Raw genomic sequence first — 21,221 nt, forward strand, 5'->3', positions numbered from 1 at the left:
GCATCCGGACGGGCGCTGGGAGGGTGGGCCGGGATTCCGCACGTGATCGTCATCGCCCGCCCCGGCGCCGCCCCCACGTCATGGGAAGTGATCTGCATGGCCGACCGTTCTCGGACGCAGCGCCTCCTGATGCTCTCCGCCTCGGCGGCCCTGTTCGTCGGGGGCGGGCTGCCCTCCACTCCCGCGTTCGCGGCCCCGCCGACGGCGTACGTCGGCGCCGTGACCACGGCGCCCGCCGTGGAGTGGGTGAAGACCACCGATCCCCCCAGTGGCATCACGGCCGAGCTTCCCGGAAAGGCACAGGTCAGGAAGTCCTCCATCCCCACCGCCGGCGGCGAGGCCGTAGAGGGCCGCGCGTACGGACTGGAGATCCCCGAGGGAGCCATCGGTTTCACCGTCCACGACATACCGGGCGACCGGCTGTCCCTCGACGAGGCCATCCGGGGCCTCACCGGCAAGTACGAGGAACTCGGCGGCGAGCCCCTCGTCAGCACCGATGTCAAGAAGAAGACGGTCGACGGCCGCCAGGTCCTCGACGCGCGCCTCTCCACCGTGGAACACGACCAGCGCCTGGTCGGATGGGTGCGCGTGATCGCCGACGACGACCACCTCGTGCAGGCCCTGACCCTGGGTCCCGAGAGCGGTGAGAAGACCCTGAAGGAGATGCACGAGCGGTTCGTCGGCAGCATCCACATCCCGTGACCGGGGCTCGGGGATCGGGGACCGGACCCCGAGCCGGCCCCCGGGACCGGCCCCGGACCGGCGCTTCTGTCGGAAGCCTTCAATCCGGCAGTCACGGCCGTGACCTCGCCGGCGGGCGTCCCGCACGGGAGAAGTCCGCTGGGGGCCGGGGCCGCCGGGTCGGGCCTCCCGCCCGTCCGTGGAGATCCCCGACGGATCGTGGTAACGCGCGCGGGTCCGTACGTACTCCTCAGTAGCGTCGCAACGGTGCTGCTCAGCCCCGTACTCAAGATCCTTTCAGGATCTCTTGAGAGGGCGAGATCACACCGGACGGTATGGTGCGCCTCAAGCGCCCGCCCCTAGCATTCGAGCCATGACGGTCCTGCCTGACGACGGGCTCTCCCTGGCCGCCGAGTTCCCTGACGCGACGCATGAGCAGTGGCAGCGCCTTGTAGAAGGCGTACTGCGCAAGTCGGGCAAGGAAGCCTCCGGCGAGGCCGCAGAAGATGCGTTGTCCACCCCACTCGAGGACGGGCTCACCACCCGCCCGCTCTACACCGCGCCGCCCGACGGGGCGGCTCCCGACACCGGCCTCCCCGGCTTCGCCCCCTTCGTACGCGGAGGCAGGCCGGAGGGCACCACCGCGACCGGCTGGGACGTGCGCCAGCGCCTCGCGGGCACCGATCCGGTGCGCGTGAACGAAGCGGCCCTCGCCGACCTGGAGAACGGGGTCACCTCCCTCTGGTTCACCGTGGGCAGCGGCGGCCTCCCGGTCGACGGCCTCGCGCGGGCGCTGGAGGGGGTCTACCTGGACCTCGCCCCGGTCTCCCTGGACGCGGGAGCCCAATACGCCGAAGCCGCCCGCGCGTTGCTGCGCCTGTTCACCGAGAGCGCGGTGTCCCCCGAGGCCGCCCGGGCCTCGCTGGGCGCCGACCCGCTGGGCCACGAGGCCCGGACCGGGGAGGCGCTGGACCCGGCCGCCGCCGTGGAGCTGGCCCGGGAGGCCGCCGCCGGCTGGCCCGGGGTGCGCGCCCTGACCGTGGACGCCCTGCCGTACCACGAGGCCGGCGGCAGCGCCGCCGAGGAGCTGGGCCTGTCCCTGGCCACCGGCGTCGCCTACCTGCGCACCCTCACCGAGGCCGGGCTGAGCACCGAAGCGGCCCTCGGCCAGCTGGAGTTCCGCTACGCCGCCACCGCGGACCAGTTCCTCACCATCGCCAAGCTGCGCGCCGCGCGCCGGCTGTGGTCCCGTATCGCCGAGGCCTCGGGGGCCCCGGAGGCGGGCGCCCAGCTGCAGCACGCGGTGACCTCACCGGTGATGATGACCCGTCGCGACCCCTGGGTGAACATGCTGCGCACCACCGTGGCCTGCATGGCCGCGGGCGTGGGCGGCGCGGATTCGGTCACCGTGCTCCCCTTCGACCACGAGCTGGGCCTGCCGGACGCCTTCGCGCGCCGCATCGCCCGCAACACCTCCACCATCCTGCTGGAGGAGTCGCACCTGGCCCGGGTGATCGACCCGGCCGGCGGTTCGTACTACGTGGAGCGGCTCACCGACGAACTCGCCCACGCCGCCTGGGGGTTCTTCCAGACCCTGGAGAAGGCCGGCGGCCAGGCCGCCGCCCTGCGTTCCGGACTGGTCGCCGAGCGGCTCGCCGCCACCTGGGCCGAGCGCTCCAAGAAGCTGGCCAAGCGCCGCGAACCGATCACCGGCGTCAGCGAGTTCCCGCTGCTGTCGGAGAAGCCGGTCGTCCGCGAGCCCGCGCCCGCCGGACCGACCGGGGGACTGCCCCGCGTGCGGCGCGACGAGGCGTACGAGGCCCTGCGCGCCCGCAGCGACGCGCACCTGGCGGCGACCGGCGCCCGGCCGAGGATCTTCCTCGCCGCGCTGGGACCGGCGGCCGCGCACACCGCGCGGGCCACCTTCGCCTCGAACCTGTTCCAGGCCGGCGGCATCGAGCCCGTGCACGATCCCGTGTCCGTGGACCCGGCGACGGCCGCCGAGGCCTACGCCGCGAGCGGTGCCGACGGCATGGCCGTGCTCTGCTCCAGCGACGCGCTGTACGAGGAGCAGGCCGCGGCGGTGTCCGAGGCGCTGCGCGCGGCGGGCGCCACGACCGTCTTCCTCGCCGGCCGGCCGGGCACCGCAGAGGCTTCCGTGGACGAGTACGTCTTCGCCGGCTGTGACGCCGTCGCCGTGCTGTCCTCCGTACTCGACCGGATGGGAGTGCCGTCTTGAGCATCCCCGATTTCTCCGAGCTGGCGCTCGGCTCCTCCGCCGCCGGGGTCACCGAGGAGCAGTGGCGCGCCTCGGTGAAGGAGTCCACCGGCACCGCGGCCGCCGACCTGCTGTGGGAGACCCCCGAGGGCATCGGCGTCAAGCCGCTGTACACCGGGCGGGACCTGGAGGGCCTGGACTTCCTGCAGACGTACCCGGGCGTGGCCCCCTACCTGCGCGGCCCGTACCCGACGATGTACGTGAACCAGCCCTGGACGATCCGGCAGTACGCCGGCTTCTCCACGGCCGAGGAGTCGAACGCCTTCTACCGGCGCAACCTGGCGTCCGGCCAGAAGGGCCTGTCGGTCGCTTTCGACCTGCCGACGCACCGCGGCTACGACAGCGACCACCCGCGCGTGACGGGCGACGTCGGCATGGCGGGCGTGGCGATCGACTCGATCTACGACATGCGGCAGTTGTTCGACGGGATCCCGCTGGACAAGATGTCGGTGTCGATGACGATGAACGGCGCGGTGCTGCCCGTCCTCGCGCTCTACATCGTGGCGGCGGAGGAGCAGGGCGTCTCCCCCGACAAGCTGGCCGGGACCATCCAGAACGACATCCTCAAGGAGTTCATGGTCCGCAACACCTACATCTACCCGCCCAAGCCCTCGATGCGGATCATCTCCGACATCTTCTCCTTCACCTCGCAGAAGATGCCGCGGTACAACTCGATCTCCATCTCCGGCTACCACATCCAGGAGGCCGGGGCCACGGCCGACCTGGAGCTGGCGTACACCCTCGCCGACGGCGTGGAGTACCTGCGGGCGGGTCAGGCCGTCGGGCTGGACGTGGACGCGTTCGCGCCGCGCCTGTCGTTCTTCTGGGCGATCGGCATGAACTTCTTCATGGAGGTCGCGAAGCTGCGCGCGGCCCGCCTGCTGTGGGCGCGCCTGGTCAAGCAGTTCGACCCGAAGAACGCCAAGTCGCTGTCCCTGCGCACGCATTCGCAGACCTCCGGCTGGTCGCTGACCGCACAGGACGTCTTCAACAACGTGACGCGCACGTGCATCGAGGCGATGGCCGCGACCCAGGGCCACACCCAGTCGCTGCACACCAACGCCCTCGACGAGGCCCTCGCGCTGCCGACGGACTTCTCGGCGCGCATCGCCCGCAACACTCAGCTGCTGCTGCAGCAGGAGTCGGGGACCTGCCGGTCGATCGACCCGTGGGGCGGCAGCGCGTACGTCGAGAAGCTGACGTACGACCTGGCGCGGCGGGCCTGGCAGCACATCGAGGAGGTCGAGGCGGCCGGCGGCATGGCACAGGCCATCGACGCGGGCATCCCGAAGCTGCGCGTGGAGGAGGCCGCGGCGCGCACCCAGGCGCGCATCGACTCCGGGCGGCAGCCGGTGATCGGCGTGAACAAGTACCGCGTGGAGAACGACGAGGCGATCGACGTCCTGAAGGTCGACAACTCCTCGGTGCGCTCGCAGCAGATCGCCAAGCTGCGGCGGCTGCGCGAGGAGCGGGACGAGGCGGTCACGCAGGACACCCTGCGGGCGCTCACCAACGCCGCCGGGCGGGGGGACGGGAACCTGCTGGCCCTCGCGGTGGACGCGGCCCGCGCCAAGGCCACGGTGGGTGAGATCTCGGACGCACTGGAGAAGGTGTACGGGCGGCACGCGAGCCAGATCCGTACGATCTCGGGTGTGTACCGCACCGAAGCAGGCGAGTCCCCGTCCCTGGAGCGCACCCGCGCGCTCATCGACCGGTTCGAGGAGGCGGAGGGCCGCCGTCCGCGCATCCTGGTCTGCAAGATGGGCCAGGACGGGCACGACCGCGGCCAGAAGGTGATCGCGTCCGCCTTCGCCGACCTGGGCTTCGACGTGGACGTCGGCCCGCTGTTCCAGACGCCGGCGGAGGTGGCCCGCCAGGCCGTCGAGGCGGACGTCCACGTCGTGGGCGTCTCGTCGCTGGCGGCCGGCCACCTGACCCTCGTACCGGCGCTGCGCGAGCAGTTGGCGGCGGAGGGCCGCGAGGACATCATGATCGTCGTGGGTGGGGTGATCCCGCCGGCCGATGTCCCGACGCTGCTGGAGATGGGGGCGACGGCGGTGTTCCCGCCCGGCACGGTGATCCCGGATGCGGCCCACGACCTGGTGACGCGGCTGGCCGCGGACCTGGGCCACGAGCTGTAGGCGGCCGCCGGTGCCGAAGATCGACATCGAGGCCTACGCGAAGGGGGTGCTCGACGGGAAGCGTGCGTTCATCGCACGTGCGATCACCCTCGTCGAGTCCACCCTGCCCGCTCACCGGGTGCTGGCGCAGGGGCTGTTGACGGAGCTGCTGCCGCACGCGGGCCGGGCCCGCCGGATCGGCATCAGCGGTGTCCCGGGGGTGGGCAAGTCCACCTTCATCGACGCGTTCGGCACCATGCTGACGGGTCTGGGGCACCGGGTCGCGGTCCTCGCGGTGGACCCGTCGTCCACGCGCACGGGCGGCTCCATCCTGGGTGACAAGACCCGGATGGAGCGGCTGTCCGTGGACCCGGCGGCCTTCGTACGGCCGTCCCCCTCGGCGGGCACGCTGGGCGGGGTCGCCAAGGCCACCCGCGAGTCGATGATCGTGATGGAGGCGGCGGGCTACGACGTGGTCCTCGTCGAGACGGTCGGCGTGGGCCAGTCGGAAACCACGGTGGCGGGGATGGTCGACTCCTTCCTGCTGCTCTCCCTGGCCCGGACGGGCGACCAGTTGCAGGGCATCAAGAAGGGCGTCCTGGAACTGGCCGACGTGCTTGCCGTGAACAAGGCCGACGGCCCGCACGAGCGCGACGCGAAAGCGGCGGCACGGGAACTGTCGGGCGCGCTGCGGCTGATGCACCCCGTGGACGCGGCCTGGACGCCGCCGGTCCTGACGTGCAGTGCGCGGGAGTCGGCCGGGCTGGACGAGGTGTGGAACCGCCTCGAACAGCACCGGACCCTGCTGGACGCGGGGGGCCGGCTGGCGGCGAAGCGGGCGGCCCAGCAGGTGGAGTGGACGTGGTCGATGGTCCGCGAGGAGCTGCTGGAGCGGTTGCGGGCGGATCCCGGGGTGCGGGAGCTTGCGCCGGGCCTCGAAGCCTCGGTCCGGGCGGGCACGGTCACGGCCACGTCCGCGGCGGACCAGATCCTGGCGGCGTTCGGCCGGGCCTGACCCGTGTGCACGTGCGGCGCCGTTGGCGGGGGCCAGCCCCCGGACCCCCGCGGGCGGAGCCCCGGGAAGTGCAGCCGCAGGTGTTCAGACCTCGGCCAGGATCGGGCTCGCCGCGTTCAGGGCGAGGCGGAGGATGCGGGTCTGCTCCACCGGGTTCTCGGTGGCGAGGAGGGCGGCCAGGACCGCGATGCGGGCCTGGCCGGCGCGCAGGGTGCCCGTCGGGACGGCGCCGGCGGCGACCAGGTCCACCGCGCCGCCGTGCGTGTAGATCTCGGTGACCGGCCCGGCCATGACCCGCGTGCTCAGCGCGACCAGCACGCCGCGCCCGACGGCGGCCTTGACCGCGTCCACGATCTCCGGGGTCGCGTTGCCCGCGCCGGTGCCGACGAGGACGATGCCGCGCGCGCCCGCCTCGACGGCGGCGTTCAGCAGGAGCGGGTCGCCGTCGGCGTGGTGCACCACCACGTCCACGCGCGGCGGGAGTTCCGGCATCGCGGGCAGCGGGAGCGGCGCCGGGCGCTGCGGGGTGCGCAGGACGGTGACCTTGCCAAAGCCGATCTTTCCGAGCAGTTCCTTGGAGGGGTCGGCGAACGCGTCCAGTTCCACCGCCTGCGTCTTCACCGTGCCGCGCGCGGCGTGCACCCGCCCGGCGAAGGCGATCAGCACGCCCAGCCCGCGGGTGTTCGCGGCGGTGAGCAGCGCGTCGTAGAGGTTGCCCGGTCCGTCCCCGTCGGCGGTGCCCATGGGCCGCTGCGAACCGGTGAACACGACGGAGCGCGGGTCGTGGTGGTGGAGGTCGAGGAGGAACGCCGACTCCTCGAGGGTGTCCGTGCCGTGGGTGACGACGATGCCGTCCACGCCGGGGTCGGCGAGCACCTCGTGCACGGTGCGCAGCAGGGTGAGCTGGTGGGCGGTGGTGAGCCGCGGGCTGTTCACGCTGAACAGGTCCACCACCTCGACCGTGACGCCCTCGGGCAGCGGCGCGGTCGCGATGACCTCGCTCCCGTCGGCGTCCGCGGCGAAGCCGGAGCCCTGCCAGCGGCTGGCTATCGTTCCGCCGGTGCTGATGACGACGATCCGTCCCATTGGCCGTGGCCGCCCTTCTCGTACTCACTCATGGTCACTCGCACATATGTGCTCAAAGCAGCAATGATAGAGCGATCAACACGCAATGTGATTGCGCCTTCCACCCAGCCTGTGACACAGGGTGGGTGATAATTGCGTCATGGACGCCATTGACAGGGATATCTTGCGCGAGCTCCAGGCGGACGGGCGCCTCAGCAACCAGGAGCTCGCCCAGCGCGTGGGTCTGACCCCCTCCCCGTGCATGCGCCGGGTGCGCCAGCTGGAACAGGACGGGGTGATCCAGGGCTACCGTGCCGTGATCTCCCCCGAGGCGGTCGGCCGCGGCTTCGAGGTGCTCGTCTCGATCGAGGTGCGCCGCGACCGCGAGGCCGTCGAGGCCTTCGAGGCCGCCCTGCAGGACATCCCCGACGTCATAGAGGCCTACCGGCTCTTCGGCAGCCCCGGCTGCCTGCTGCGCATCGCCGTCGCGGACCTGCGTGCGTACGAGCGCCTGTGGATCGAGAAGCTGACGGCCCTGTCCGGCATCACCGAGGTCAACTCGCAGATCATCATGAAGCGCATCAAGGAACCGACCGGCCTGCCCGTCGACTTCCGCTGACACCCTTGAACGACAGGAAGCAGTACGCATGAAACCCCTCGGTGCCGGCGACCCCATCCGGCTCGGCCCGTACCGCGTCCTCGGCGTCCTCGGCGAGGGCGGCATGGGCAAGGTGTACTTCGGCCGGGACGACGACGGCGGCACGGCGGCCGTGAAGGTGCTGCTGCCGGAGCTCGCACACGACGCGCACCTCGCCCAGCGGTTCCTGCGCGAGGCGCACACCGCCCGCGCGGTCACCAGCGGCGGCGTCGCCCGCGTGCTGAACGCGCGGATCGAGGAGACCGACAGCCGGCCCTGGATAGCCACCGAGTTCCTGTCCGGGCCCACCCTCGACGACGCCGTCCGCCGGTACGGGCCTTTCGGCCCCGACGGCGTCCGCGCCCTCGCCGCCTCGCTCGCCGCCACCCTGCGGGACATCCACGCGGCCGGACTGGTGCACCGCGACCTGAAGCCGGCCAACATCGTGCTCACTTCGACGGGACCGCGCGTCATCGACTTCGGCATCGCGCGCCCCGAGCACGGGCTGACGCTCACCACCACGGGCCAGGTTCCGGTCACCCCCGGGTACGGCGCCCCCGAGCAGGTGCTCGGCCTGCGGGTCGGGCCGGCCGCCGACGTCTTCTCGCTGGGCGCGGTGCTGGCGTACGCGGCCACCGGACGGCGGGCCTACGACGGTACGCACGTGGCCGCCGTGCAGTACGAGGTGGTGCACGGGGAGCCCGAACTCGACGCGGTGCCGCCTGAGTTGCGCGTACTGATCGCGCCCTGCCTCGCCAAGGACCCCGCGCACCGCCCGGCCCCCGAGCAGATCGCGGGCGCCTTCGCCCCGCCGCCGGGAGCGGACCGGATCTGGCTCACCGGAGCCCTGGCCAAGGACATCGAGCGCCGGGGGGCCGAGGCCGACCGGCAGGCCACGGTCGTCGGGCAGGGGTCCGGGACCGGGCCGTCCCGCAGGCGGCTGCTGCGCACCGCGCTGGCGGTGGGGGGCGTACTGGCCGCCTCCGGCGGGGCCACGGGCGCCTGGTGGATGCTGCGCGAGGAGCCGCGCAAGATCCCCGCGGCCGGACCGGCCAGGGACGCCGAGCCGCTGTCGATACTCGTCGGGAAGCACGGAACGCCTCCGGGCGAGCTGTGGGGTCCGCTGCCCGTGGCGGCGGGACCGGTCGACGGCGTGGTCACCACCCCGCTGCCGGTACTCGACGTGGTCGTCTTCGCGGCCGCGGGCGGCGGCCTCGCGGCGCGTCTGACGACCGACGGCAAGGAGAAGTGGCGGCTGCCCGACGTCCGGCCGGCCGCCGGACTCGTCGGACTGCCGGGCAACCGGTTCGCGACCGCGGGATCCGGCGGGGCACTGCTCGGCTTCGAGGCCTCCACCAGCAGGCAGGAGTGGTCGGTGGGGGACGCCGACACCGGTCGCATCCTGACCGCGGACGAGTCGGCGGTCTACCTCGTGACGCGCGGCGGGAAGCTGCGCGCCGTGGACACCGCCGGGCGCAAGGTCCGCTGGACGGTGCCGCTTCCCGGGGCAGCCGTGAAGGCACCCGGGCCGCGGGCCGCGGTCGGAACCGGCCGGCTCGTCGTCTTCGGCGCCGACGGCGATGTCATCGCCGTCGACACCGCTTCCGGAGCAACGGTCTGGCGGGTCGGCAACCAGGCGAGGTCCGCCCTGCAGCCGCTCGTCATGGAAGACGTCGTCTACCTCGGCGGTCGGAGCCTGACGGCCCTGGACATCAGGACGGGCGTCGCGGTGTGGAAGGGCAAGGAGACCAAGGCCAGCGAAGCCCCGCAGACGGGGGCCGGCGGCTGGGGCCCGGCGGCCTCGTGGGGCGACATGGTGTTCGCGATGGACGGTACGACGCTGTGCCAGGTGTTCACCGAGCTCGGCGGGGCACGCCAGATGAACCGCGACGCGAAGGGCCCGCCGCCGCACACTCCTCCGGTCGTGCAGGCCGGTACGGTCTGGGTCGTCCAGGGAGACGGGCAGGGCGTCTCGGCCCACTCCATCGTGAGCGGCAAGCGGTACTGGACCTGGTCGGCCGAATCGCGGGGGCCCTGGGGCATGTCCGGCGCGGGCAACCGCGTCTTCCTCGTCAACGACGGGAGGCTCACGGCCGTGCCCACCGTCGAGAAGTGAGGCGCGCTCCCGGCCTGTGCCCCCGCATGCGGTTCCCGCCCGGTTCAGCCGCCCCGGCAGGGACCGCTTAGGCTCGGGGCCGATCAACCGACCCGGGAGAGCGCACATGGAACGCCTTCGTCACGACGACCCGTCGCACGTCGGGCCGTACGTGATCCTGGCCCGGCTCGACACCGAGTCCACCGAGCGCACCGTTCCCGAACGCCGCTACCTCGGGCGCACCGCCGACGGGGAGCGCACCGCCCTCGTCTGCGTGCCCCGGGTCGGCGCCGATCCGTCCCGGTGGGCGATCGAGGCCGAGGGAGCCCGGCGGCTGTCCGTGCCGCGGTTCCTCCGCATCGCGGAGGTGGGCGGCACGGCCGGCTTCCCCTGGTACGCGGCCCCGTACACGCCCGCGCTGCCGCTGCCGGCCGTGCTCGCCGCGTACGGCGGCCCGCTGCCCGAGGACACCGTCCGCCGGCTCGGAGCCGCGCTCGCGGAGGCGCTGACCGCCGCGCACGCCCAAGGGGTGACGCACGCGGGGCTGTCGCCGGCCGCGGTGCTGGTCACCCCGGGCGGACCGGTACTGGCCTGCTTCGGTGCCGTACGGGCCGCAGCCCCCGACGGGACGCATCGGACGGGGCTGCCCGGGCTCGATCCGGGCTGCCTGGCCGTGGAGCAGGCGTCGGGGGGCCGCCCGCGGCCGCTCGGGGACGTCTTCGCTCTGGGTGCTGTCCTGGCGTACGCCTCGACCGGCCACACCGTGCCCGAGCAGAGCGAACTGCCGCCGGGTCTGCGGATGCTGGTCGGATCCTGTCTGTCGTCCGACCCGGCGGCGCGGCCGCGGTCCGCGCAGGAAGTCCTGGGCGAACTCGTGTCCCCCGGGGCGCCCGCCCCGTCCAAGGACCCGTACGCGCAGGCCGGGACGGTCCTCGACCATGGAGCCGTACCGCTGCCGGGCCGGGTCGTCGCCGCGCTCGCCGCCCAGTCCGCCGCGCTGCTCTCCGCGGAACTCCCTGCCCCGCACCAGCCGTTCGCCTCGCCCCAGAAGGTGCATTGACCCCGATGTCCGTCTCGCCGCCGCGCGCACCGCTCGCGCCCCTCACGCACGACGATCCGCAGCACCTCGGCGATTTCCGGCTGCTCGCCCGGCTCGGCAGCGGCGGCATGGGCACGGTCTACCTGGCCCGTTCGGCGGGCGGGCGGACGGTCGCACTGAAGACCGTGCACGCCCGGATCGCCGCCGACACCACCTTCCGCACCCGGTTCCGGCTGGAGTCGGACGCGGCCCGGGTCATCGGCGACCGGTACGGAGCGCGCGTCTTCGCCTCCGACGCACTGGCCGCCACGCCCTGGCTGGCCACCGAGTACGTCATCGGGCCGCAGCTCGACGAGGCGGTCCGGCTCTGCGGTCCGCTGCCCGAGTCGTGCGTCCGCGCCCTGGGCGCGGAGCTCGCCCTGGCGCTCGGGCAGCTGCACCGCTCGGACGTGGTGCACCGCGACCTCAAGCCGTCCAACATCATGGTCACGGCCACCGGCCCCAAGGTCATCGACTTCGGCATCGCACGGGCCCTCGGCGACGAGCGGCTGACCAGTACCGGGAGAGCGGCGGGCACCCCCGCCTACATGTCGCCGGAGCAGGCCGGCGGCCTCGAACACTCCCCGGCCGGCGATGTGTTCGCGCTGGCCGGCGTCCTGGTGTTCGCCGCGTCCGGGCACGGTCCCTTCGGCGGCGGGCAGGCCGCGGACCTGCTCTACCGGGTGCGGTACGCGGAACCCGACCTGAGCGGCGTACCGGCGGCACTGGCGCCGCTGCTCGCCCGCTGCCTGTCCAAGGACCCGGCGCAGCGGCCCACGACGGCCGAGCTGGCCGAGCTGCTGGCGCCCGGCGGCGCCCCGTTCGCGGACGGGCTGCCGCAGCCGGTGCTCGCGGACATCGCCCGGCGCAGCGCGGCGGTGTGGCAGGAGCCGCCGCTCCGGCTGCCGGCGCCCCTCGGGGAGGCGGACACCGTCGTCGCCGACGGCGCCGGCATGTCACGCCGCAGGCTGTTCGCGGTCTCCGGGGCCGCGGCCGGCGCCGTCGCGCTCGCGGCGGGGGGCGGGTTGTGGGCCTGCCTCGGCAACCGCGGCGAAGACGGGGGCGGGGCCGCGGACGCCGGGCAGCCCACGCTGAAACCGCCGCCCGACGCGCTGTGGCAGGCCGACCTTGAGCGCCCCTTGGTGGGCAGCGCCCCTCTGCCGGTGAACGGCATGCTCGTCATGGCCACCGGAAACACGACCAGCGGGGTCTTCCAGCAGGACGGCAAGCACGTGAGGGACATCCAGGGGTTCGCGTACGTCTGGCGCGTCGCCACCGACGGCAAGGCCCTCTACGCGGTCAGGAAGCCGGACGCCGCGGACAAGGCCCTCGGAGTGGTATCCCTGTCCCTGGAGGACGGCAGGGAGCAGGCGCCGCTCGTCCAACTTCCCGCGTACGACGGCACGAACACGCTCAACCAGATCCTCGGTGTGGCCGGCGACACCGTGTTCCTCCACGCCAAGGTGGCCGGGAGCGACCAGTGGTCCGTGGTGGCCGCGAGCCTGAAGACCGGCAAGGAACTGTGGCGGCAGCCGACGGAGGCCCCCACCGAGGAGCAGGTGCAGTTGGGTCGCCCGACCCCCGTCGGCGTCAAGGCCGTACGCGGCGGCGTACTGCTGTGGCAGCACGCCGAGACAAGCGGCGCCTTGCGGGTGTCCGTGCACGACGCCGGCAGCGGCGCCGAGCGCTGGAACGTGTCGCTGGAAGCACCCGGCGCCACGCCGGGCCGGCTGGCCACGGATGACGACCGCGTGTACATCGGCGCCAAGAGGGTGCACGCGCTGCGGCTCACCGACGGCGGGTCCGCCTGGGTCTTCGGCGCGGACCGCGACGCGGGCGAGGTGGGCGCCCGGCGCCGGTACGGCATGCCGGCCGTCCGCGACGGGATCGTCTACGCCGTGGAGGGCACGCGCGGCATCGTCGCCATCAGCGCCGTCTTCGGCACGTTGCAGTGGACGGACGTCCTCCCGGAGGGCGCGAAGCCGAATCGCGACATCGCCCCTGTAGTCACCCCGAGCCACATCTACAGCATGGACGCGGCGGGCCTGCGGGCCGTCCGCATCCGCACCCAGAGCGCGGTCTGGCACTACAGGACGAGCGCCTACGCCCTGACGCCGGATCCGGACGGCAAGCGGCTCTACCTCCGCGAGGAGAGGAAGCTGATCGCCTTCCCGCTCCCTTAGGGCCGCAGCGCGAACGCCGTACGCCGACGGCTCTGGGGGCCGTCGGCGTACGGGGGTTCCTGTCAGCGGATCATCAGCCGGGGATGTGGACCTCCTGCTCCCGGCGCTGCTGGGCCGGGATCGGGGTGCCGAGCGCGTGGTTCAGCTTCTCGCCCTCGACGTCCATGTTCGGCAGCAGCCGATCGAGCCAGCGGGGCAGCCACCAGGCCGAGCGGCCGAGCAGGGCGAACAGGGCGGGCACGAGCGCCATGCGGACGACGAAGGCGTCGAAGAGGACGGCGATGGCGAGGCTGAAGCCGACCATCTTGACGAAGACGTTGTCCTCCATGATGAAGCCGGAGAACACGCTGACCATGATGATCGCGGCGGCACCGACCACGCGTCCGCCGTAGCGGAATCCGGTGACCACGGCTTCGGAGGGCTGCGCCCCGTGGACGTAGGCCTCCCGCATGCGGGTCACGAGGAAGACCTCGTAGTCCATCGCGAGACCGAACACCACACCGATCATGAAGATCGGCAGCGTGCTCATGATCGGGCCGGGCTGCTCGACTCCGAAGAAGTCGCCCAGCCAGCCCCACTGGAAGACGGCCACGACCGCGCCGAGGGCCGCGCTCACGGAGAGCAGGAAGCCGAGCGCCGCCTTGAGCGGGACGAGCAGCGACCGGAAGACGAGCACCAGCAGCAGGAAGGCCAGGCCGACGACCAGGCCCAGGTAGGGCAGCATCGCGTCGTCGAGGGTCTGGGAGAAGTCGATGAACAGGGCGGTCTGACCGGTCACCAGGATCTCGGCGCCGCCGTTGGCCGCCCCCAGGGTTCCGGCGATGCCCCGGATGTGCCCGACCAGTTCCTCGGTCTCGGTCTCGGTGGGACCGGTCTTCGGGATGACGGTGAGGACGGCGGTGTCGCCCGTGTCGTTGGGCGTGGCGGGGGTCACCGTGGCGATGCCCTCGACCTTGCCGAGCTCCTTGCCGACGCCGGCCGCGGCGGTCGCCGCGTCCTTGGCCCGGACGGTGACCATCAGCGGCCCGTTGAAGCCGGCCCCGAAGGACTCCGACAGCATGTCGTACGCCTTGCGCTGGGTGGTGTCCGGCGCCATGGTGCCCTCGCCGGGCAGGCCGAGCTGCAGGCTGGCGGCGGGCACGGCGATGACACCGAGGCCCACGACACCGAAGAGGAGGACGACCAGGGGACGGCGTACGACGAACCGCGCCCAGCGGGTGCCCAGGTTCGGCTTCTGGCGGGCGGCCCGCTTGTCGGCCTTGCGCTGCTGGCGCTCGGAGAGCGGCTTGCCGTAGTACTTCTTGCGCTCCCTGCGGGGCATGACCTTGATCGGCGCGAAGCCGAGGAGCGCCGGGACGAAGGTGGTCGCGATCAGTACGGCGACGGCGACCGTGCCGGCGGCGGCGAGGCCCATCTTGGTGAGCATCGGGATGTTCACCACGCTGAGGCCGGCGAGGGCGACGATGACGGTGAGACCGGCGAAGACGACGGCCGAGCCGGCCGTGCCGACGGCCCGCCCCGCGGCGTCCTGGCGCTCACGGCCCTCGGCCATCTCGGAGCGGTAGCGGGAGACGATGAACAGGGCGTAGTCGATGCCGACGGCGAGGCCGATCATCAGCGCCAGGGTGGACGTGGTGCTGGAGAGACCGAAGGTGGTGCCGAGGGCGGTGATGGCCGCGCCGCCGATGGCGACGCCGAAGATGGCCGTGAGCAGGGGCATGCCCGCTGCGATCATCGAGCCGAAGGTGAGGACCAGGACGATGGCCGAGACCAGGATGCCGATGCCTTCCGCACCGCCGCCCGGGGCTCCGTCCACCTTCACGGCGTCGCCGCCCGCCTCGACGGTCAGACCGGTGGCCCGGGAGTCCTCGAGCGCCTTGTCGAGGCCGTCGTGCGCCTCGTCGGTCACCTTGAGGGCCGAGACCTTGTAAGTGGCCACGGCATAGGCCGTGGTGCCGTCCTGGCTGACGGCGTTGGTCTTGAAGGGGTCGGAGGCCGCGACGACGTCCGGCGCCTTGGCGAGCGCGCCGACCAGGCTCTCGACCTTGGCCTTCTGGGCCGGATCGGTGAGCTTCTCGCCGGCGGGGGCACGGACCACCACGCGGGCGGTCGCGCCGTCCACGCTCATGGCCGGGAACTTCTCCTTCAGCAGGTCGAAGGCCTTCTGCGACTCCGTACCCGGCATCGAGAACGTATCGGTGGGCGGCGGCGGAGCGACGGAGGCCGCGAAACCGGCCCCGACCACGACGGCGAGCCACAGCAGTGTCACCAGGCCTCGTCGCCTGAAGGCGAATCGGCCCACTTTGTAAAGGAAGGTGGCCATAACGAAAGAACTCCTGTGTGAATCGGTACCGCGAGCGGCGGCGGGTGTTTCGGGTGGGGACGGACGGTCGGCAGTGCGGCCGGCCTCGGGCCTGGTCGACCCGGAGCGGGCCGGTCGAGGCGAAGTAGGCAGAGGAGGAGAAGAAGGCGAAGAAGGCGCCGCTGACGCGCTCCTTAAGACGTCGGGTCCGTGACGCCATCATGGCACAAGTATGGTGCCATTGACGCGCCACATCTGAGCCAGAGCGGCGGTCTGGCCGAAAGACGCTGCCCGTCCGGCCGGTGCACGAGACCTCCGGCGCGAGCAGGCACACGGCGCCGACCTGGGCGGAGACGGCCGGGGACGACCCCGGAACCGGGTGCGGACAAGGCCATACGAGCCGTCGCGTTCCGGCCGGCACCCATCAGACCCTCCCGCCGGTCCCGGCGGCACCACCCCGGCCATCGTGGCGCCACCGTGACGCCATCCCGGCCCGCCGGGTCGGCGCGCTCACGCGGGCACCTCCGCCTCTTCCAGGTCCGGCACGATCACCGTGCCGACCCCTTCATCCGCGAACATCTCCAGCAGGATCGCGTGCGGGACCCGCCCGTCGATCACCCGCGCCCGGTCGACACCGCCCCGCACCGCGTGCAGGCAGCCGGTCATCTTGGGCACCATGCCGTCGGCGAGCTCCGGCAGCAGCTTCTCCAGTTCGCGGGCGGTGAGCCTGCCGATGACCTCGTCGCTGCGGGGCCAGCCCGCGTACAGGCCCTCGACGTCGGTGAGCATGATCAGCTCCTGGGCGCGCAGCGCGGTGGCGAGCGCCGCGGCCGCGGTGTCGGCGTTGACGTTGTAGACGTGACCGTCCTCGGCGCTGCGGGCGACCGGGGAGACCACCGGAATGCGGCCGTCCGCAAGCAGCGCCTCGATGGCTCCGGTGTCCACCCGGGATATGTCGCCGACCCTGCCGATGTCCACCGGCTCGCCGTCGATCCACGGCACGTGCCGGGTCGCCGTGAGGGTGTCCGCGTCCTCGCCGGTGATGCCGACGGCGAGCGGGCCGTACGCGTTGATCAGCCCGACCAGTTCGCGCTGCACCTGTCCGGCGAGCACCATCCGGACCACGTTCATGGCGGGGGTCGAGGTGACCCGGAGCCCTGCCTTGAACTCGCTGGTCAGCCCGCGCCGTTCGAGCTCGGCGCCGATCTGCGGACCGCCCCCGTGGACGATCACGGGCTTCAGTCCGGCGTAGCGCAGGAAGACCACGTCGCGGGCGAAGGCGGCGGTCAGCGCCTCGTCGACCATGGCGTGTCCGCCCAGCTTGATGACGACGGTCCGGTCCTGGTGGCGGGTCAGCCAGGGCAACGCCTCGCCCACGGACCGCGCCTTGGCCAGGGCAGGATGCTGACGGATCATCATGAGAACCTCGCGCGCAGGGTGAAGAGAACGCCGGCCGCGCTGGTGACGCTCATCGGCACAACTCCTTCTGTGGAGGACTCAGAGCTCCCGGAGAACGTGAATTCCCGCGGGTACGGGCCGCGGTCACCGGTCCAGCATCGCGCGGTGGAAGGGCCCACCGGAAGCCCATTCCAGGGAACTCAGGTCAGAACAGCGAAGATTCGGGGCAGTGTGTTACCGCTGTCCCGTCAACAGGACAGCGGGGGGAAGAGCATCGACGACCGGTGGAGCGCTTCGTGGGCCCACCGGTCTCCACGGGGCGCCCGAAAGATGCCATGATCTGGCATGGCGGTCTCGCCAACTCCATCCCCACTAACGGATGACGGTCCGTTTCCCGGCCGGGAAGCGGACCGTGAACGGCTTGAATTGGAGTGCATTCATGAGCAGCAACCCGTTCGACGACGCCGACGGCCGGTTCTACGTCTTGGCGAACGACGAGGAGCAGCACTCGCTGTGGCCTTCGTTCGCCGAGATTCCGGCCGGCTGGCGCATCGTATTCGGCGAGGAAAGCCGCCAGCAGTGCCTGGAGCACGTCGAGGCGAACTGGACCGACCTCCGCCCGAAGAGCCTGCGCGACGCGATGGCCGCCGATTCGGTTTCCGCCAGCGCCGCGTGAGGTGAATGCGGCATTCCGCGGAATGGCCGAAGACGGACGAAGGGTGGGCCCCGGTGCTGGAGGAACAGCACCGGGGCCCACCCTTCGGTGTGGGGGGAAGAACGCGGGTCAGGCCCGGCCGGCCGCGCCCGCGACCTCGACGGTGCGCGCCCCGGCCTGCTCCTGTTCCGCCCGCCGCAGCACGATCGAGTCGGCGATCTCGCCGCTGCGCACGGCGATGTTCGACAGCAGGGACGAGGACAGCCCGTGGGTGTGCTCGGTGCCGCCCTGGAGGTAGATCCCGCAGGACGGTCCGGTCGCGGTGACGAGCCGGTAGTCGCGCTCCACCCGGTGCCGGCCGCTCACGTCCCGCAGGAAGTGCCGGTCGAAGTCGCCGAGCAGGCGGGCCGGGTCCATGCCCTCGTAGCCGGTGGCGAAGACGAGCGCGTCGACGTGCAGCTCCTGCGGCTCGCTGTCGAGCAGCGAGTTCAGGGTGAGGCGTGTGTCGCTGCCGTTCCGGGTGACCTCGGCGACCCGGGTGAGGTTGAGGAAGTACAGCCGCTTGCTGCCGCGCACCTCCTCCTCGTACGAGCGCTGGTGCAGGTCGCGGATCACCTCGTCGTCGACGACCGAGTAGTTCGTGTTCCGGTGGTAGTGCCAGAAGGCCTCCCGCGCCTGGTCGGTGCCGAAGTAGTACTCGTCGACCGCGGCCGGGTCGAACACCTGGTTGGCGAAGGGCGTGTCGTCCGCCACGGAGTACCCGTAGGACGGGATGACCGCCGAGACGCGCGCGTGCGGAAGCTTGTCGTACAGGAACCTGGTGATCTCGGCGGCGCTCTGGCCGGCGCCGACCACCGCGACGCTCCCCAGCTCGTGGGGGTCGAGGCCGTGGAACTTCTCCAGGAACTCGGAGCTGTGCCACACCCGCTCGTCGCGCGCGACCCCCGCCGGCATGCGCGGCACCAGGCCCGTCGAGATGGTCACGTTGCGCGCGCGGACCTGGCGGACGCCGCCCGCCGCGTCGCGGACCTCGAGCCGGAGGTGCTCGGGGATCCCGGATCCACTGTCCTGCGCGGGCCGGATCGCGGTGACCTCCGATCCGTAGGAGACGCGGTCGGCTAGGCCCGACGCCGCCCATTCCAGGTACTGGTGGAATTCCTGCCGCGTCGGGAAGAAGTCCTGGTTGTTCACGAACTGAACCAGGCGGCCCGCGGCGTGCAGATACGAGACGAAGCTGAACCGGGACACCGGATTGCGGAAGGTGGCCAGGTCCTTCAGGAACGAGATCTGCATGGTCGTCGACGGCAGCAGCATGTTGCGGTGCCAGCCGAAGGCGGGCTGCCGCTCGAAGAATGCAGCTTTGACCGGATGCTCCGGAACATTGGCCCGGTGCTCTTCCAGAGCGATCGCGAGCGACAGGTTGGACGGGCCGAAGCCGATGCCGACCACGTCGTATATCTCGTGGTTATGCGTACCCGTTGTACCCATAGACAATTCTCCCGCTAGCGTCTTGGAATCTCGACCGGTGATCCGGGAGACCTCTATTCAGTATTGCGCCGGAGAACGTCCCGGCGCCAACCTGAACACGTCAAGAAGACGATCCTGGCGACCCTGACGCGGACCGAATACCGAAGGCCTCTGTCCGGCCGACAGGACAGCGGTATGGTCGGTCCGGATTTCCATGTCCACGCGCATTTGTGCCGACCGAAAGGGTGAATTCCGGATGTTCGTCCCCAGTAACTATCGCGAACCGGACGGTTCGTGGATGACCGATCTGATACGAGACAATCCGCTGGCCATGGCGGTGACCAACGGGACCGCGGAAGAAGGGCCCTTCGCCACGCACCTGCCGGTCATCGCGGACCCGCACGCGAACGACGAATGGTCGGACGACCTGTCCGGCGGAATTCTGCTCGGTCACATGAACAGGGCCAATCCGCACTGGGCGGCGCTGGAAACGGGAAGCCTCGTCCTGCTGACCTTCACCGGGCCGCATTCCTATGTCTCGCCGACGGTGTACGAGAAGTCGCCGGCCGCCCCCACGTGGAATTTCACCTCGGTGCACGTGCGCGGCGTGGTGGAGAAGATCGACTCGACCGAGGCGACGATGGGAGTCGTGCAGTCGACCGTGCGCGCTTTCGAGGAGTCGAAGTTCGGCACCGGCTGGGACATGTCCGATTCCCTCGGCTACTTCCGGCAGATCGTGCCCGCCGTGGGCGCCTTCCGGGTCACGGTCACGGGGGCCGAGGGCATGTTCAAGCTCAGTCAGGAGCAGCCCTCCGAGGTCCGCGGCCGCGTGCTGGACTCGTTCACCCACAGCCCGTGCACCCGGCAGCGCGACACCGCCGATCTGATGCGCCAGCTGCCCTGATCCCCGAGGCCGGACCCAGCCTTCAGGGCCCACACTCCCGAGGGAGTGCGGGCCCTGCGACCGAACCGCCGGGACGGTCAGGCGGTGATGGCCAGCCGCTGCCCGGAGCCGGCCGATGGGGCCGGTCCGCCGGACCCCGCGGCTCGATCGGGCTCAGCGGCTCGATCAAGTTCCCCGGATCGGTAGGGCTCTGCCGGACCGTCGGACTCCGCCGTCCCTTCCAGCTCCGCGGGCCCATGGTCGTCCTCCAGCCTCTCGAGCTCCTCCAGGGCCTCCTTCGCCGCACTGTCCAGGGTCACCAGCACCCAGCGCTCGAAGTCGACGCCCGCCTGCTCCGCGGCCTTGTGCCACCACTGGAGCCGGCTGCCGGGCACCTCCAGCCGCCGCGTCGGCTCGGCGGGCAGCCTGACCTGCGCCTCGTCCTCGCGGGCGGCGCGGATCGCGCTGCGCAGCTGCTTGGTGGTCCACTTCCGCTGCTCGGCCCGGTCGAGCCAGGCCTCCTGCTCGTCGTGCGGCAGGGAGGCCAGCTCGGCGTGGTGCTGGAAGCTCAGGGCGCCCCGCCGCCGGCTGAAGTCGAACCGCCGGGAGACCCAGGCGTAGTTGCGCAGGGTCTGGTACTGCAGCCCGGCGGCGCGGATGCCGCGCTGGTAGCGGTCGGTGTAGTGGTCCTTGCCGTACACCAGCCAGTCGCCGAGCCACCATGAAGAGGAGTCAACGATTCCGGACAGCTGGCGTCCGGCCTTCTCCCAGTCGTCGAAGGACATCCCCGCCGGCATCTGCAGGCCCACTTTCGTGGTCAGCACCTGGCCACGACGCGGATCCTCACCCATGGCCCGCCGCTGCCTCGGCGCCAGGTCGGGGCTCGTACGGATCTGCCCGGTTCTCGATCCCTCGATGTCGCTGGCCTGAATCGCCATCATGCCTCCATGTGAAGGGTCCACAGATCAGGTGTGGAGGCTCCCAGCCCGTGCTAAAGGCAGGCCAAAGCGGCCGGACGCCGGCTCGTCCCGCGGGCGCGGGCACCGCGGGCCGTCCCGTCGACGGGACAGCGTCACGGAACCCGTCGAACAATTGAACAGCTGCCGCCCGTTGTCGGCGCCTTTCTGTTCTCCGCTTCCCGGGCGGAGGGTATGTTCATTCTCGGCCAGAGTTTCTGCCGCGGCACACGAGAATTCCCGGTGCCGCCGGCCCGGCTTGTTCGCGAGGCAGCAGAGGTAAAAACGGGGCGGTCTTTGTCCGCATATCCACGCGCCCGCACCGCGCCTCCCCCATTCAGGTCGTCCAGTCAATTCAGCAGGAGCAGGAGGATCGGAAATGACGCAGTGCGGGGCCGGGCACCGGCT

Annotated in this window: 15 protein-coding genes; 10 read left to right on the top strand and 5 right to left on the bottom strand. The window is 71.8% G+C overall.

The features are described 5' to 3' along the window. The 4 genes from PV721_RS20250 to meaB all read left to right on the top strand — a co-directional run. A partial coding sequence (locus PV721_RS20250; RefSeq protein ID WP_319726371.1) for a hypothetical protein occupies positions 1–702 on the top strand: 702 nt, incomplete at its 5' end. 352 nt (positions 703–1,054) lie between these two features. Next, a complete protein-coding gene (locus tag PV721_RS20255; RefSeq protein ID WP_319726373.1) occupies positions 1,055–2,920 on the top strand; it encodes a methylmalonyl-CoA mutase family protein in 1,866 nt (621 codons plus the stop codon). Next, entirely contained in the window at positions 2,917–5,100 is a 2,184-nt protein-coding gene (scpA, locus tag PV721_RS20260) for a methylmalonyl-CoA mutase (RefSeq protein WP_319726375.1), read from the top strand. The genes PV721_RS20255 and scpA overlap by 4 nt, the downstream gene beginning before the upstream one ends. Positions 5,101–5,110: 10 nt before the next feature. Beyond that, entirely contained in the window at positions 5,111–6,094 is a 984-nt protein-coding gene (meaB, locus tag PV721_RS20265; RefSeq protein ID WP_319726379.1) for a methylmalonyl Co-A mutase-associated GTPase MeaB, read from the top strand. Between the two features lie 84 nt (positions 6,095–6,178). Here meaB and PV721_RS20270 read toward each other — a convergent pair whose 3' ends face one another. After that, positions 6,179–7,180 carry an asparaginase gene (locus PV721_RS20270; protein WP_319726381.1) on the bottom strand — a complete coding sequence of 334 codons (1,002 nt, stop codon included), beginning with the start codon at positions 7,178–7,180 and terminating at the stop codon, positions 6,179–6,181. A gap of 139 nt (positions 7,181–7,319) precedes the next feature. Between PV721_RS20270 and PV721_RS20275 the strand changes: the two genes are divergently transcribed. The 4 genes from PV721_RS20275 (at position 7,320) to PV721_RS20290 (ending at position 13,152) form a co-directional block, all read left to right on the top strand. Beyond that, positions 7,320–7,778 carry an Lrp/AsnC family transcriptional regulator gene (locus PV721_RS20275; RefSeq protein ID WP_319726384.1) on the top strand — a complete coding sequence of 153 codons (459 nt, stop codon included), beginning with the start codon at positions 7,320–7,322 and terminating at the stop codon, positions 7,776–7,778. Positions 7,779–7,806: 28 nt separating this feature from the next. Then, positions 7,807–9,912 carry a serine/threonine-protein kinase gene (locus PV721_RS20280; protein WP_319726386.1) on the top strand — a complete coding sequence of 702 codons (2,106 nt, stop codon included), beginning with the start codon at positions 7,807–7,809 and terminating at the stop codon, positions 9,910–9,912. A 106-nt stretch (positions 9,913–10,018) separates the two neighbouring features. Continuing rightward, positions 10,019–10,951, top strand: coding sequence for a serine/threonine protein kinase (locus PV721_RS20285; protein WP_319726388.1), 933 nt, complete (start codon positions 10,019–10,021; stop codon positions 10,949–10,951). A 5-nt stretch (positions 10,952–10,956) separates the two neighbouring features. Next, the gene (locus PV721_RS20290; protein ID WP_319726390.1) at positions 10,957–13,152 is read left to right on the top strand and encodes a protein kinase domain-containing protein; all 2,196 of its coding nucleotides are present in this window, start codon (positions 10,957–10,959) and stop codon (positions 13,150–13,152) included. Positions 13,153–13,225: 73 nt separating this feature from the next. Here the strand turns inward: PV721_RS20290 and PV721_RS20295 are convergent, their stop codons facing one another. Then, entirely contained in the window at positions 13,226–15,475 is a 2,250-nt protein-coding gene (locus PV721_RS20295; protein ID WP_319726392.1) for an MMPL family transporter, read from the bottom strand. Between the two features lie 489 nt (positions 15,476–15,964). Continuing rightward, a complete protein-coding gene (argB, locus tag PV721_RS20300) occupies positions 15,965–16,873 on the bottom strand; it encodes an acetylglutamate kinase (protein ID WP_319726396.1) in 909 nt (302 codons plus the stop codon). Between the two features lie 418 nt (positions 16,874–17,291). Here argB and PV721_RS20305 point away from each other — a divergent pair, with 418 nt between their 5' ends. After that, a complete protein-coding gene (locus tag PV721_RS20305) occupies positions 17,292–17,528 on the top strand; it encodes an MbtH family protein (protein ID WP_319726399.1) in 237 nt (78 codons plus the stop codon). A 108-nt stretch (positions 17,529–17,636) separates the two neighbouring features. On the opposite strand, the gene PV721_RS20310 is transcribed toward PV721_RS20305, so the two are convergent. After that, positions 17,637–18,995 carry a lysine N(6)-hydroxylase/L-ornithine N(5)-oxygenase family protein gene (locus PV721_RS20310; RefSeq protein WP_319726400.1) on the bottom strand — a complete coding sequence of 453 codons (1,359 nt, stop codon included), beginning with the start codon at positions 18,993–18,995 and terminating at the stop codon, positions 17,637–17,639. A 235-nt stretch (positions 18,996–19,230) separates the two neighbouring features. Here PV721_RS20310 and PV721_RS20315 point away from each other — a divergent pair, with 235 nt between their 5' ends. Continuing rightward, positions 19,231–19,878: an FMN-binding negative transcriptional regulator gene (locus tag PV721_RS20315; RefSeq protein ID WP_319726403.1), complete on the top strand. Its 648-nt coding sequence runs from the start codon at positions 19,231–19,233 to the stop codon at positions 19,876–19,878. Positions 19,879–19,955: 77 nt separating this feature from the next. Here PV721_RS20315 and PV721_RS20320 read toward each other — a convergent pair whose 3' ends face one another. After that, positions 19,956–20,798 (bottom strand): LmbU family transcriptional regulator, encoded by an 843-nt coding sequence (locus PV721_RS20320; RefSeq protein ID WP_319726405.1) that lies wholly within the window; start codon positions 20,796–20,798, stop codon positions 19,956–19,958. Positions 20,799–21,221: the final 423 nt, after the last annotated feature.

The organism is Streptomyces sp. MB09-01 (genome assembly GCF_033794505.1).
Classification (GTDB): domain Bacteria; phylum Actinomycetota; class Actinomycetes; order Streptomycetales; family Streptomycetaceae; genus Streptomyces.